The following is a 14424-nucleotide window of genomic DNA, read 5'->3' on the forward strand; positions in this document are numbered from 1 at the left end:
TAAGCGAGCGAATCGGCATCCGCTTCTTCAGAGACAGCCCCTGTCTCCGYCTCACCTGTAAGGGCAGAAAGAGACACTTCTAGCGTCTCGCCGGAAAAACCGGGAACGGATAATCCCGACTGTTGAAGCAGGAGACAGGCGCCGCTGTCRTCGAGCATATAGCGCAGCCTGTCCTCCGGATATTCCGGGTCAAGCGGCACGTAGGCGCCGCCTGCTTTTAACACGGCAAGCACTGAAATCACCATCTCCGGCGAGCGTTCAGCGAGCACGCCGACCACGCTTTCTTTGCGGACGCCTTTTTGGCGGAGCCAAAAAGCGAGCCTGTCTGTGTACCGGTCAAGCTCGGCGTACGTCAGCATACCGTCTGAGAAACGGAGCGCCGGACGATGCGGCGAAAGCGCAGCGCGGCGGGTAAACAGCCCGTGAAGCGTAGGAGCCGGCGGTTCAGCCGTTTCTGTACGGTTAAACGCAGTTAACACCCGTTTCTTTTCTTTTTCATCCGCCATATCAATATGCCGAATCAGCCGGTTTGGATTTCTAACGGCATTTTCAACGATCGTCAGCAAATGAGTTTGAATCCGTTTTATCGATGTTTCAGTAAATAAAGCGGATTGATAATCAAAATTCAGCTCAATCAATCCCGTATCTGTCCGCTCCTTAATTAAAATGGACAGCTCATTTGCCGTATGCCCGCTGAAAAACATCGCCGTTTCATAATCGAAGCCCTCCGCCTGATGCCACGCGAGAGGCTGGTATTGCATCGAAATCCCGATGATATTTTGCAGATCGTGATGAACCTGCCTTAATTCATTGACAAAAAGATTGTAAGGATATTTCTGGTGCCGCATAACAGACAGCTGCTGTTTTCCTACACTGCGGACAAAAGACAGGAACTCCGCATCCGGATCTGCCGTCATTCTGATCGGCAGCGTGCTGACAAACATGCCGAGCATATCCTTTTCGAGCTTGGAACCCCGGTTTCCGTAATAAGTACCGATGGCAATATCCTTTTTAGCCGTCAGACGGCTGATGCATATGTATAACGAAGCCATAAACAGAGAGATGATGCTGACATTATGATCTTTGCAAAAACGCCGGATTGATTGTTCTAAGGAGTGGGAAAGAGTGATTGTATCTCTGGAAGCTGCAGTGCTTTGTCTAAGATGAGAGGTTCGTTCCGCAAGTGAAAGGTGTTCAGGAACAGTTCGGTACGTTTCAGTCCAAAATGAACGATCTTTTTGAAAACGGGAAGATTGTAAATATTGCTGTTCTTTTTCCATGTAGCTGAGATAGGAAGGGCTTTGGTGTTCGGCCAAATCCTCGCTTCGCATGATTTTTTGGTAAATTTCAATGAGCTGATTGCCGAGCAGATTGAGCGAAATACCGTCCATGATAATATGGTGAAATTTTGAATAAAGCCAAACTTCTTCGTCTGACATGACAAGCAAAGTAAATTGATACAGCGGTGAATGAAACAGCTTGAACGGAACACGCGTCTGTGTGTCAATCCATGCATCCCGCTCTGATTGATCAATATGAGTAAAATCAACGGTCTCTAAAGAAATCGGCCGATGCCCGGCCAGATACAGCTGGGGTTCTGAGCCGTCCCCTTCCGTCAGTTGAAACCTGAGCGAATCATTTTGCAAGATAGAGAAATCTAAAGCACGGCGCAATACGTCAAAGTCGATATTCCCCCTGAATTTGACGCACGCCGCGAGATTGCAGATACTTGTGCCCGGCTCGAGCAGCTCTGTAAACCAGACTCTTCTTTGGGCGTGAGTTAAAGAATAAACAGTGTTCTTCAATGGAATCCCTCCATTTCAATTTAAGAGGATAAGAAAGTAAAATAATTACAATTAAAATTCGACAGCATATGACTAAATCATCCATATAGCATTATTTTAAAACATATTTTAGAAATCACAATAAAAAATTAAATTTTCTCTAACATTTTTTAGAATATAGTATATTTTACTTACTTAGATTCTTCATTTCTATAATTTTTATACCATGTAAAACGGTATGTATGCACATCGCAAACTGGTTCTTAAATACTATAATAAGGAATAAAATGTATAATAAATCGCATCTTTAAAAAGATTTTGCCTCCCGGAAAGAAGTTTTTATAATAAAAATGAAAAAACGGTGATACATAAGAAAAGAAAGTGTCAAAAAGGCGGAATATTGAAGATATTATTTTTTGAAGAGATTGTTTCATAATAGCAATATAATATTCGTTTTCCATCAAAAAAAGCCGGATCCTATAAGGATCGGCTTTTTTATTGATTTGCCAGCACGACTGCGATTTTGTCTTCAATGTCTTTTCCGTCATCTTCGTCAAGCAATCCGTTTTGAAGCACGGAAAAAATAAGCGTATCCCCTGTTTTTGTTTCCGCATAGCCGGCGATTGAACTGACTGATGTTAGTGACCCGGTTTTCGCTTTAATTTTGCCTTCTGCCGGAGTATTCTTCAGCCGGTTCCGAAGGGTGCCTCCCGTCATTCTGTCACTTGCACCGGCGACAGGGAGCGAACGAAGGAAAGCCGGGTACCACTTTTCTTTCTGAACGGCATACAAAAGCTCTCCGATTTGTTCGGCGGATACGCCGTTAATATGAGAAACGCCGGATCCGTCTCTGGCAATCAATTCATCCGGATTCAGCCCGAACGATTTGAGCTCCGATTTCATCACGTCCAAACCCTTTTCCCAACTGCCCTCGCCTTTTTTCACTTTCCCCATTTCCTTGATCAGAATTTCGGCGTGCCCATTGTTGCTCAGTTTCATAAACGGGATCAATAATTCCGAAAGAGGCATGGATGTCCGTGATGTGACTGGCTGGGTGTGATGCGGCATGCGCCCGGCTTTGGCCTTCCCTTTTACAGTGATGCCCTGTTTAGTAAGTGCTTGTTTCCATAAATCTAACGCATAGGACGACGGATCCCACACTGCCGCCCATTCTCTTGCCTTTGCCGCGCCCGCCGGCATGGTTCCCTTTACCGTAATCACATTGCCCCCATGCTCCCGTTCAACCGTCAAATCTTTCTTTTCATCAGAAGCGACGGTTTTCACTTCATTTTTCACACGTACGACGTCCGTATGGGGAGAAATCGTAATACGCGCCTTTTTACCGGGCTGTTCCGCCGGGCTGATTTCCGCAATCACCGTTCCGGTATCATAATCCTCATTCGGTGAAGCGGTAAGAGCTGATACTTGCGCGCCATAATATTGGCCTTCATCACTCCACGGAAGATCAACTGAATACCTGATATCGTCATACCGTGAATCATCCCCGACCAGATCTCCTTGAATGACACGGATGCCTCTGGCTTTGACTTGTTTAGCCATCTTCTCAAAATCAGAAGCCAATAGGGTCGGATCGCCACTTCCTTTGAGATAAAGGTTTCCGCGCAGCTGTTTTCCTTTCACGGCGCCGTCTGCCCGTACTTCTGTTTTAAAGGTGTAATCTTCTCCAAGAACGGAAAGCGCCGCAGATGCCGTCAGCAGCTTCATCAGTGATGCAGGCCTCAGTCTCATATCTTCCCGGCTGCCAAACAGCACCTCCCCTGTTTTTGCCGATCGGACACTGACGCCTGCCGCGGCGCCCTTTAAGGCAGGTTCTTCATTCAGAATGTGTTCCAGCTCTTTTTGCAACGCATTTTTTTGTTCGGCCGCTTTGGCGGAATCATCAATATAAGGAACGGCGGCTATGACCAAAAGGAGAAACACCGCGGTCAAGCGTTTGACATATGTTTTCAATGTTATCCCCGCCTCTTTCTTATTCTTCGTCATGCAAAATGGTGATCCAAGATGACGCAGCCGCTTCTTCGCCCGGTTTCAGTATCTGAAGCCCCGTCAGTGATGCAGGCTGATTCAGATTAAATGCATCTGTAACGGAGGTATAAGGCTCAAGACTGACAAACCCTTGCTTTCCGTCACCGTTATATACCACCCAATGCTTGAAAGACGTGTCTGCCTGATACAAAACGGATAGCTGCTCATCAGGATGATAAATAACAGCTTCGTTATTGCCGCCATTCCGTCCGGAAGAAAGAAAAACATCGTCAAACTGCTTATTTTTCAAAGACATTCCGTTACGGAACGCTTCTTTATCAGGCACATCCAATAAACGGCCCGTCGGCACGAAACGTTCATTTAATTCCCACATGCGGTCAGCCGTCAGAAAAAGACGTGATCGCTCTTCGTTGAAAACAAAAGTTGAATGATAGCCCAGTCCCCAAGGAAAAGCCTCCGTTCCCTTGTTGATAATCAGCGCCCGCTGCGTAAACACATTGTTTTTTAATGTATAAGTCATCCGGACAATGACATCGTGCGGAAATTGTTTATGGACACAGGGAATTTCTGTAAGATCAATTTCTGTTTCGACTGTCAGTTCATCCGCCTCTTCTTTCGCCGCTGCCAACTTCCAATGCTGGTTGTGAAGAAAGCCGTGAATATGATTATGTTTATCCTCTTCGTTTATGTCAAATTGATACGTGCGGCCGTCAAAACGAAACGTCCCGTCCGTAATCCGGTTCGGTGGGAATAAAACGGGAATACCGTACAGCATCGGTTTTTCGCGAAATTGTTCCGCGGTTTCCGGTTCTCTCAGAATCTGCATACCGGTTCTTTTATCCCGGATCGAAATGACATGTGAGCCCCATTCCGGCACAATGATGCATTCAGCCTGTTCAGTTTCCGCTTTTACGGCCGAAGCCCCTAAATAAGTCGTATGTTCAATCGTCATAAGCACCTGCCCTTTCCTTGTTTTCTAGCATGTATAGGAATTCCATTTTCTAAACTCATTTTCCTTCTCTGAAAAAAACATCGCCCGTATGAACTGAGCGATGTGCGGTAAAACCTTATTGAATCAGCCGGGTAATCTGTTTTTTCTTCCATACAAACCGGTAATACCCGTACTGCAGCAGCAGGCTGATGACAAAAGCCGCCGGATAACCGACCCAAATGCCGAGAATGCCGAGTTTCGTGTAATGAGATAGTATAAAGGCGATAGGCACCTCGATTCCCCAAATCGCAAAAATGCTGATAACAGTCGGCCATAATACCGTACCGCTCGCCCGCATTGTCGCTGAAACGATCTGAGCGTGACCGAAAATCAGATAGCTCCAAAGTGTAATCATAATAAGATTGCGGGCAATATGAAGCGTGTCCTGATCGGTTAAAAACAAAGCCAGTATCTGCCGGGAGAAGGTGTAAATCAGCACAATCAAAACCCCGCCGATCAAATAATTCAGGCCGATGCCGACTTTGATGACCTGCTTCAGCCGGCCGAATTGATTGGCTCCTATGGATTGGGCGGCAAAAATTGAAACGGCGATACCGAGGCTTACCGCCGGCATCTGCACATAACTCGCCACTTGGTTGACAACCCCGTAAGCAGCAGTCGCATTTGATCCGTAATGATTCACAAAAGAGATGACCGCGATTTCAGAAAGCGATACGAGAATCATATTGATGCTCGACGGAATACCGAGCCGCAGTAAAAGCGCGAGCAGCTTTTTGTCCATTTTAAGAGAGCGGAACGCAGTCTGGTCAAATGCAAGCGGGTGCTTCTTTTTCCGCAAATAAACCATCAGCACGATAAATGTCACGATGTTTGAAATGACCGTTGCATACGCTGATCCGTAAATGCCGAACTTCGGAAGCCCGAAAAGTCCGAGAATCAATAAAGGCAAAAGCCCGATGTTAATGACCGTACTGACGATTAACGTATAAAACGGGGTCTTTGAATCTCCCGTTCCGCGTAAAAATGTTGTATAAGCAAAATATAAAAACATCAGCGGCATCGCGCAAAACAGAATGCGCGCATATCGGACACTGACATCTATTACGTTTTCCGGCGTTCCCATCAGCCGCAAAATATCAAGCGTAAACACACTGCCGACAACTGCCAGAACAATACCGAGCATAAAGGTAAACGTCAGCGTAGTGCCGACAATCGCTTTCATTCTCTCTTCGTTTTTCGCGCCGTAAGCCTGCCCGATCAGAATGGAACTTCCTGAACCGATTCCGATTGTAAAGGAAATCAGCAGGAAAAACAGCGGAAAAAAAGACGATACGGCGGCAAGCGCATCGACTCCGAGCCACCTCCCGACAAACACCATTCCGACCAACTGGCCGACAGATTGCAATACGTTGCTTAATAGCAGCGGGACTAAAAATAATGACATAGACCGCCAGACAGACTGGCCAGGGCCTTCCGCTGTCTCCACATTATCTTGTACCTCCATATGTAGGACTCCTTTTTTTGATTTTCTTCCATTTTATTATTCAGCAGCCAGCTTGTAAAAACCTTTTGTTCAATGAAACTCTTTATCTTTTTCTTCCGTCTTACATGGAAATAAATCATAAAAATAAAAAGTGCGGAAAATATTTCTGAAAAGGTATTGTAATCTTACCGTAATTATTGTAACATTTGTAACATAAGAGAAAGAGATTCATTGAAGGAGAGATTATATCATGAAAAAATGGCTATTATTCCTCACTACTATTACATTGATTCTATCACTGGGCACTGCGGCGACTGCCAAAAATACGCCTAATGACCTAACACAAAAACAAGCACTTCAGCTGGCTCTGTCAGCAAGAGAACATTTTTGGAACACCATGAGCGGAGGAACGCTTAAGTCAAAAGCAAACTGCACATCCGAGCAGTTCGAATATCAAAATCTTCAATATGTATTCATGTGCAAAGAACTCGGAACAAAAGCGAAAGCCGTAAAATATCTGACACCCGCTTTTACAAAGCAGGCGATTGATAAAGGGCTTAAAGAGTACCACTTTACTGTAAAAGACGGCAAATTGGCTGTTCCGGTCGGCGACGGGGATAACCTCCTGAATTGGAAAAAAGCAAAAATGACCCTTCTTTCTAAAAAAGGAAGCGTCCAAACGTACCGCTTCACTGTACCGACTCTTGACGGTTCTCCGTCAGCAAAACGCGACGTTACATTCGTAAAAGAAAACAACGTTTGGAAAGTCAATCAATTTGATGCTGTTATATAAAGAAAAGCCCGCTTTTAGCGGGCTTTTTTGAATGATGCAATGGCGTGGAAAGGCTTTTCATGTCACGAAATATTTAGAGCATATGAGGGATTAATTATTATTTGAGTGTAATTAAAAAACTACGTGAAGAAGATACACGAAACACCCTTTATCTGTTTGAAAAAATGCCTGACGTGTAAACATCTGTTTAAAAATGTGCAAAATTTGTGTAAAAAAAATAAAATTGCATCGTTTTTCAGCGGGTTTTCACAAAAATAAAAAGCTTACAAAAACGACAAAAACCCTTGTGTGACAAGGGTTTTTCTGTTTTACCGACATTATTAATCTACACCTATCTTATGCCAAAAACGCTCTAGGAGAGATTCGAACTCCCGACCTGCAGTTTAGGAAACTGCTGCACTATCCGCTGTGCTACTAGAGCCTGCTTATATAGTAACGCTGGCGGCCGTTTTTTTCAAGCCTACAGCCCGCCGAACACTTTATAAGCGGCTCTCGTCGTATCCTCATCTATTCCGATATAACGCATCGTAATAGATGGAGAAGAATGATTTAATATCCGCTGGAGTTCGGCAATATCTTTCGTCCTCTGATAAAAATGATACCCGAACGTCTTTCTCAGCGTATGCGTCCCGATCTCCTCCAACCCGCACGCAGCAGCTGCTTCTTTTAATATTCTGTATGCCTGAATCCGCGAAATAGGCTTATTCGTCCGTTTCGATTTAAACAAATAGTCATTCTCTTTCATATCTTTTGTATATGCGTATATGTCGGCCTTTAGAGATTCCAATATCAGAATTTTTCTTTTCTTTCTCGTTTTGCTCTCGGTCGCCCATACATGATCTTTGTTTCTGACATCCCTTACGCGAAGCGGCAGAACATCAGAAATCCGCAGTGCACTGTTCATGCCGAAAATAAATAAAAAATAATCACGTTCACTTTTCTTCATTAAATACTGTTTGACTTCCTGGATCTTCTCCAAACTTCGGATCGGCTGTACGATATGCATCAAAAAACCCCTTATAATTGGTAAAGTAACATATTGAGCATTATGTTACTATTATAGCTGAAACCCATTGAATGATAAAGGATAAAGCCTCTTATGTAACATAATATACATAGTGTTACATAAAGAAAATAAAACACCTGTTTTCAAAAAGATCCCCAAAAACATCGTTTATATCCCCGTGACGGGATTTTGAGACATCGGAGTCTCTTAGTATTCAAAAAAGAAAACAGCGCCCTTAAAACGAAATATGAGCGTCCGATTTTTTTGTGAACAGCTGAAGAAATGCAAAAAAAAGACACAATATGAAATTGTGTCCTAATCTTCGTCTTTTACATCAATGTCTTCAGGGAGCGGTTCATTTAAAAACTCTTGTATCATTTCTTTATATTTTTCCAGCTGTTCAAGATGGGTTTGAAATTGTTCTTTGTTGATTAAATATTGCTGCCCGTCGTGGACGGCTCTTATTTTATTCGTCAAAACAAGATTGTGTACATATTCTTCAGGAAGACTGGTAAACTCCGCTGTCTCTTTAATGGTTAAATACATGGCTCACGTTCCTTTCATATGTCATGTGAGTGAATTCTGTTTTGTTTATTGTAGCTTATTTTTTGCCTTAATGCTTGTTTCACAGCTTTTTCTGTCCGGTTTCCCATTTATCCCATTTCCGACTGATTACATTCACACAGAAACCCCGGCTTTTTGCACACCGGACTATTCCGTTTGTCACTTGTGAAAACAGCACATTTTACTTACTCTATAATTGTAAGCGGAAAACAAAGGAGGCAGACTATGAAAAAGAAAAAGTTTATGAATCTCTGTTTTATCGTTCTGCTCAGTACTTTGCTCGCAGCCGGAAGCATCCCTTATCACGCTCAGGCTAAGAAACACCCGTTTTCCTATGATGACTACAAACAGGTAGATGTCGGCAAAGACGGCATGGTCGCCACTGCCCATCCTCTCGCTTCACAAATCGGTGCCGACGTGCTGAAAAAAGGCGGCAATGCAATTGACGCCGCGGTGGCCATTCAATTTGCATTAAACGTAACCGAACCGATGATGTCGGGTATCGGCGGCGGCGGATTTATGATGGTTTATGATGCGAAAACGAAAGACACCACCATTATCGACAGCCGGGAACGCGCACCGGAAGGCGCAACACCGGATATGTTCCTGGACGAAAACGGCAAAGCCATTCCTTTCTCTGAGCGGGTTACAAAAGGGACTGCAGTCGGTGTTCCGGGAACATTAAAAGGACTTGAAAAAGCGCTCGACAAATGGGGCACCCGCTCCATGAAACAACTCATCACCCCTTCCATTAAACTTGCCTCAAAAGGCTTTCCGATTGATTCGGTTTTAGCTGACGCCATCTCAGATTATAAAGACAAATTATCACACACTGCTGCAAAAGACGTGTTTCTTCCAAACGGAGAACCTTTGAAAGAAGGAGACACACTGGTCCAAAAAGACTTAGCCAAAACATTTACAGCTATTAAGTACAAAGGCACAAAAGCGTTCTATGACGGAGCATTCTCCAAAAAGCTCGCGGAAACAGTGCGGGAATTCGGCGGCTCAATGACAGAAAAAGATATTAAAAACTTCAATGTGACGATTGACGAACCGATCTGGGGAGATTACCAGGGCTATCATATCGCAACTGCTCCTCCTCCAAGCTCCGGCGGTGTTTTCCTGTTGCAAATGCTGAACCTTCTGGATGATTTTAAGCTTTCCCAATATGATATCCGTTCTTGGCAAAAATATCAGCTTCTCGCAGAAACAATGCATTTGGCTTATGCTGACCGCGCCGCATTTGCCGGGGACCCAGAATTCGTCAACGTCCCCCTCAAAGGTCTCTTGAATCCAGATTATATCAATGCCCGCAGACAGCTGATAGATATTAATAAAGTGAATAAAAAACCGAAAGCCGGTGATCCTTGGGCTTATCAGGAAGGCGCTGCAAACTATAAACAAGTCGAACAGCCGACTGATAAACAAGAGGGTCAAACGACTCACTTCACAGTAACCGATCGCTTCGGCAATGTTGTATCTTATACAACAACGATTGAACAGCTGTTCGGTTCCGGCATTATGGTTCCCGGATATGGCGTTGTTTTGAACAACGAATTAACAGACTTCGACGCGGTGCCGGGCGGCGCAAATGAAGTGCAGCCGAATAAACGTCCGCTAAGCAGCATGACTCCGACCATTTTATTTAAAAATAACGAACCCGTCCTGACTGTCGGCTCTCCCGGCGGAGCAACGATTATTTCTTCCGTTTTGCAAACGATCCTGAACAAAGTCGAGTACGGCATGGATCTGAAAGCGGCGGTCGAAGAGCCGAGAATTTACACAAACAGTATGACGTCCTATCGTTATGAAAAAGGAGTGCCGGAAGAAGCCCGCGCAAAACTGAACGAAATGGGGCATAAATTCGGCAGCAGTCCGGTTGATATCGGAAACGTGCAAAGCATCCTGATTGATCGTGAAAACGGCACCTTCACCGGCGTTGCCGACTCCAGCCGAAATGGAGCTGCAATCGGCGTAAACTTGAAGAAATGTGAAAAATAACAAGACAAAAAGCCTCATTTCTCAAACTGAGAAACGAGGCTTTTGTTTATTCGGCACTGTATTCGGATGAGGTTTTTTCAGACATTAACAACATAAGTGAAAGCACACCGCACATCGCAATGACAACACCGCCTGCACCAATCCATGTCACTGACGCAAGAGACAGATGAGTGACAACAATGCCCCCGATACCTGCCCCGGCCGCCATAGCCAGCTGCATCATAGACTGGTTGAGGCCAAGTAATACACCTGATGATTCCGGCTCCATCGTTGCCAAATGATATTGCTGAGCCGGCCCGGATGACCAGGCGGAAAAGGACCAAAATATAAGCACTGCCGCCGCTCCGGCAGCAGAATGTGTCACAAAGGGCAATAACATGAGCATGATAGCATGAAGCGCCATTCCGCCGGTCAATGTGACACGCGCCCCCCATTTGTCTGCACTGAAACCGCCTGCTTTAGAGCCGGCAAGACTTGCAACCCCGAAAATAAGGAGCAATGTGCTCAGCATTCCGCTGCTGATATGAGTAACGTTCAGTAAAAATGGCGAAAGGTACGTATACGCAACCGAATAGCCTCCAAGCCAAAAAAACGTGATGGCCAGGCCGACAGCCACTTTTCGTTTCTTCAAAAAAGAAAGTTGCTGAATGAGCGGCACGGGTTTATCTCCTTTTATCTCAGGCAGCGCGAAACGTATAATCAGCATGGCAATGATTCCGAGTGCCGCAATACCGGCGAAAACCATCTTCCAGCCGAAAGCTTCAGACACGGTTCTTCCGATCGGCACACCGATAATGAGTGCCGCCGTAAATCCCATAATGACTGTCGCAAGAGAGCTTGCCTGCTTTCCCGGAGGAGCAATTTTTGCTGCAATCGTAAGCGCGGTTACCACCACGCTTCCCGCTCCAAGCGCCATGATCACCCGTGCTCCCGCAAATAAGCCGAATCCCTGCACAAGGAAAGAAATGATATTTCCGATAACAAACAGCCCCAGAGCATAGATCATAAGCTTCCTTCTGTCCAGTCTTGCTGTCAGAACCATCACGACGGGCGTTCCGATTGCATAAACGAGTGAAAAAATTGTAATCAGCTGCCCTGCCGCTGCCACAGTGACGCCCAAAGAACCTGCAATTTTATCAAGCACCCCGGATATCACATATTCAGAGGTCCCAACTAAAAAGCTGATAATCGCTAAAATATAAACCTTCCATGTATTTTGCATCTGATACACTCCTTCATTGATGATTTATATAAAGATATATTGGGATATATCGATATAAAAGATTATAAACAGAAACAAATCGCAATATGTCGATGTGTAATCAGAAAAAGAAACTGAATCCCTCTTCAAAAGGATTCAGCCCTACATTTCGCGCTGAAAATAATCGGCCATCGCCTTTATCGCTTCTTCATCTCTTTTATAATAGGTATATTTGCCGATCCGTTTCGTTTGGATAAGGCCCGCCCGCTGAAGGATGGAAAGATATTGAGACGCCGTTGACTGTGTCATCTGAAGCTTATCGGTGATCTGACTCACACATACTCCGATTTCATTCATATCAATGCCATCATGCGGGGCGAAATGATGGTCCGGCTCTTTCAGCCATTGTAAAATCTCAAGCCGGGACTCATTAGACAACGCTTTAAAAACATCAATAGGTTTCATACGTTTTATTATATCGTGATTTTGCGATATGTCAATGTCGATTTACTTAATTCTCTTGTTTTGTTTCATTTATGATCCGGGAAACAAAATCACTCACACTCTCTTCAAATGTGTCGTCCCGTCCGTATTGTCTTACCTGTACAGATTGATGGCGGCACTCGTGATCCCCCACAACAGCAATATACGGTATTTTTTTCATTTGTGCTTCTCTGATTTTATACCCGAGTTTTTCATCGCGCAGATCAAGCTCAGCCCTGATCCCCGCGTTCTTCAGCTGCCGGTGCGCCTGTTCTGCGCAGTCCCGGTGTGCGGTATTTGATACCGGGATGATTTTTGCCTGTACCGGAGCAAGCCATAAAGGGAACGCTCCCCCGAAATGTTCGGTAATGATTCCGAAAAATCTGTCAAGAGATCCGAATACCGCCCGATGAATAACAACAGGACGGACTTTTTGATTTTTTTCATCAATATATGTTAAATCAAATTTCTCCGGCATTTGAAAATCGAGCTGGACAGTAGCGCATTGATGGCTTCGATTCAGCGCATCTTTTATATGAATATCAATTTTCGGGCCGTAAAATGCGCCATCCCCCCGATTAAATCGAAAACGATATCCCTGTTCTTTTAATACTTTCTCTAATGCGCTCTCCGCCCGGTCCCACAAATGTTCGCTTCCCATGTAATTGTCCGGTCTTGTTGACAGCTCAATATCATAGGAAAAACCGAATGCGGTGTACACCTCGTGAATCAGCTGAAGCGCTGAAGTGATTTCGCTCTCGATCTGATCCGGCGTTACAAAAATATGCGCATCATCCTGGCAAAAGGACCTGACGCGAAGCAGGCCATTGAGCGCCCCGCTGAATTCGTGACGGTGCACCTGCCCGAATTCAGCCATCCGAATCGGAAGATCGCGATAAGAACGAAGCTTTTCTTTAAAAATGAGCATGTGGCCGGGACAGTTCATCGGCTTTAACGCGAAGCGCTGATGATCGGCTTCTGAGAAATACATATTCTCTTTATAATGATCCCAATGGCCTGATTGCTCCCAAAGACGCTGGTTCATCATCATAGGTGTGCGCACTTCCTGATAATGATAAGCATCCTGCTTTGAACGCAGAAATGATTCAAGCGTATTTCGGATGAACTGACCGTTCGGCAGATAAAAAGGCATACCCGGCGCTTCTTCTGAAAACATAAAAAGCTGTAATTCCGCTCCCAATTTTCGATGATTTCTCTTCTCCGCCTCTTTTATCAGCTGAAAATGCCTGTTCAGCTCCTTTTTTGAAGAAAATGCCTTCCCATAAATGCGCTGCAGCATTTTTTGATTGCTGTCGCCCCGCCAATAAGCCCCTGACACATGAGTGAGCGAAAAAGCTTTTATCTGACCGGCAGACGCCAAGTGCGGCCCCCGGCATAAATCAATGAAGTCGCTCTGTCGGTAAATACTGATTGTATCATGCTGCGGAATATCGGCTAAAAGCTCGAGCTTCAGCGGCTCGTGAGCAAACAGCTGCTCTGCCTCTTTTCTGGAGATTTCTTCTCTAATGATTTCCGGATTTTCTGAAATGATTCTGTTCATTTCTTTCTCAATGGCGGCCAGGTCTTTTTCTGTAATCGTTTCATTCATGTCAAAATCATAATAAAAGCCATTTTCAATAACGGGACCGATCCCTAAACAGACCTTCGGATACAGACGTTTTACCGCTTGCGCCAATACGTGCGCTGCTGTGTGTCTCATCACTCCCAGCCCCTCTTCAGATTGAAAACTGCACAGTTCAATTTCAGCGTCTTCATGAATGCTTCTTCTAAGGTCATATAACGATCCGTTTACCTTGCCGGCGGCTGATGTCTTTTTCAAAGCCGGACTGATTGATTGGGCGATCTCTTCTAACGTAACGCCTTTTTGGTATTCTTTTTGTTTCCCGTCAGGAAAAGTAATGACAATGTGCGGTTTCTTCACGGTCTGATCTCTCCTTTATTTTTAAGAAAATAAAAACACACTCATCCCAAAGCAAGGGGCGAGTGTGTGTCAGACCCGCGGTTCCACCCAAATTCCCGCCACTTCAAGCGGCGGCTCATTGTTGCCGTAACGCGGCTATACGGTATCGGCTGCTTTCGTTCACCGATACAGCTCAAAAGGCGGTAAGCCCATTCTTCGTGCCGGGAAG

Annotated in this window: 11 protein-coding genes and 1 tRNA gene; 2 read left to right on the forward strand and 10 right to left on the reverse strand. The window is 44.9% G+C overall.

Going from position 1 to position 14424, the window contains the following annotated elements; translation table 11 throughout:
• The 4 genes from AC1DN5_RS18825 to AC1DN5_RS18840 all read right to left on the reverse strand — a co-directional run.
• The coding region (locus AC1DN5_RS18825; RefSeq protein WP_476982775.1) for a condensation domain-containing protein at window positions 1–1805 on the reverse strand (1805 nt) is incomplete at its 3' end.
• A gap of 474 nt (window positions 1806–2279) precedes the next feature.
• Window positions 2280–3755: a D-alanyl-D-alanine carboxypeptidase/D-alanyl-D-alanine endopeptidase gene (gene dacB / locus AC1DN5_RS18830; RefSeq protein WP_366969302.1), complete on the reverse strand. Its 1476-nt coding sequence runs from the start codon at window positions 3753–3755 to the stop codon at window positions 2280–2282.
• Between the two features lie 19 nt (window positions 3756–3774).
• Entirely contained in the window at window positions 3775–4743 is a 969-nt protein-coding gene (locus AC1DN5_RS18835; protein ID WP_366969301.1) for an aldose 1-epimerase, read from the reverse strand.
• A gap of 115 nt (window positions 4744–4858) precedes the next feature.
• Window positions 4859–6247, reverse strand: a complete 1389-nt coding sequence (locus AC1DN5_RS18840; RefSeq protein WP_327815779.1) for an MATE family efflux transporter — start codon at window positions 6245–6247, stop codon at window positions 4859–4861.
• 229 nt (window positions 6248–6476) lie between these two features.
• Here AC1DN5_RS18840 and AC1DN5_RS18845 point away from each other — a divergent pair, with 229 nt between their 5' ends.
• Window positions 6477–7019: an IseA DL-endopeptidase inhibitor family protein gene (locus AC1DN5_RS18845; protein ID WP_045926206.1), complete on the forward strand. Its 543-nt coding sequence runs from the start codon at window positions 6477–6479 to the stop codon at window positions 7017–7019.
• A 348-nt stretch (window positions 7020–7367) separates the two neighbouring features.
• Here AC1DN5_RS18845 and AC1DN5_RS18850 read toward each other — a convergent pair.
• The 3 genes from AC1DN5_RS18850 to AC1DN5_RS18860 all read right to left on the reverse strand — a co-directional run bounded on the left by AC1DN5_RS18850 (window position 7368) and on the right by AC1DN5_RS18860 (window position 8571).
• Window positions 7368–7440, reverse strand: a tRNA-Arg gene (locus AC1DN5_RS18850).
• A gap of 39 nt (window positions 7441–7479) precedes the next feature.
• Complete coding sequence (locus AC1DN5_RS18855; protein WP_016936554.1) at window positions 7480–8025, reverse strand: site-specific integrase; 546 nt, start codon at window positions 8023–8025, stop codon at window positions 7480–7482.
• Window positions 8026–8340: 315 nt separating this feature from the next.
• Window positions 8341–8571, reverse strand: a complete 231-nt coding sequence (locus AC1DN5_RS18860; RefSeq protein ID WP_003153848.1) for an excisionase family DNA-binding protein — start codon at window positions 8569–8571, stop codon at window positions 8341–8343.
• A gap of 243 nt (window positions 8572–8814) precedes the next feature.
• On the opposite strand from AC1DN5_RS18860, the gene ggt reads away from it, so the two are divergent.
• A complete protein-coding gene (gene ggt, locus AC1DN5_RS18865; protein WP_049628587.1) occupies window positions 8815–10590 on the forward strand; it encodes a gamma-glutamyltransferase in 1776 nt (591 codons plus the stop codon).
• A 46-nt stretch (window positions 10591–10636) separates the two neighbouring features.
• On the opposite strand, the gene AC1DN5_RS18870 is transcribed toward ggt, so the two are convergent.
• The 3 genes from AC1DN5_RS18870 to thrS form a co-directional block, all read right to left on the reverse strand.
• Window positions 10637–11812 (reverse strand): MFS transporter, encoded by a 1176-nt coding sequence (locus AC1DN5_RS18870; RefSeq protein WP_016936557.1) that lies wholly within the window; start codon window positions 11810–11812, stop codon window positions 10637–10639.
• A gap of 141 nt (window positions 11813–11953) precedes the next feature.
• Window positions 11954–12256 (reverse strand): ArsR/SmtB family transcription factor, encoded by a 303-nt coding sequence (locus tag AC1DN5_RS18875; protein ID WP_045926203.1) that lies wholly within the window; start codon window positions 12254–12256, stop codon window positions 11954–11956.
• A gap of 46 nt (window positions 12257–12302) precedes the next feature.
• The gene (gene thrS / locus AC1DN5_RS18880; protein WP_366969300.1) at window positions 12303–14216 is read right to left on the reverse strand and encodes a threonine--tRNA ligase; all 1914 of its coding nucleotides are present in this window, start codon (window positions 14214–14216) and stop codon (window positions 12303–12305) included.
• Between the last annotated feature and the right edge of the window lie 208 nt (window positions 14217–14424).

It is taken from the genome of Bacillus sp. 01N42_2 (genome assembly GCF_056399565.1).

What these genes read in the sequence shown, in the direction of transcription:
- AC1DN5_RS18840 (WP_327815779.1), bottom strand. Translation starts at nt 6,247, where the DNA reads ATGGAGGTACAAGATAATGTGGAGACAGCGGAAGGCCCTGGCCAGTCT.
- AC1DN5_RS18870 (WP_016936557.1), bottom strand. Translation starts at nt 11,812, where the DNA reads ATGCAAAATACATGGAAGGTTTATATTTTAGCGATTATCAGCTTTTTA.
- AC1DN5_RS18835 (WP_366969301.1), bottom strand. Translation starts at nt 4,743, where the DNA reads ATGACGATTGAACATACGACTTATTTAGGGGCTTCGGCCGTAAAAGCG.
- AC1DN5_RS18875 (WP_045926203.1), bottom strand. Translation starts at nt 12,256, where the DNA reads ATGAAACCTATTGATGTTTTTAAAGCGTTGTCTAATGAGTCCCGGCTT.
- AC1DN5_RS18860 (WP_003153848.1), bottom strand. Translation starts at nt 8,571, where the DNA reads ATGTATTTAACCATTAAAGAGACAGCGGAGTTTACCAGTCTTCCTGAA.
- AC1DN5_RS18855 (WP_016936554.1), bottom strand. Translation starts at nt 8,025, where the DNA reads ATGCATATCGTACAGCCGATCCGAAGTTTGGAGAAGATCCAGGAAGTC.
- AC1DN5_RS18845 (WP_045926206.1), top strand. Translation starts at nt 6,477, where the DNA reads ATGAAAAAATGGCTATTATTCCTCACTACTATTACATTGATTCTATCA.
- ggt (WP_049628587.1), top strand. Translation starts at nt 8,815, where the DNA reads ATGAAAAAGAAAAAGTTTATGAATCTCTGTTTTATCGTTCTGCTCAGT.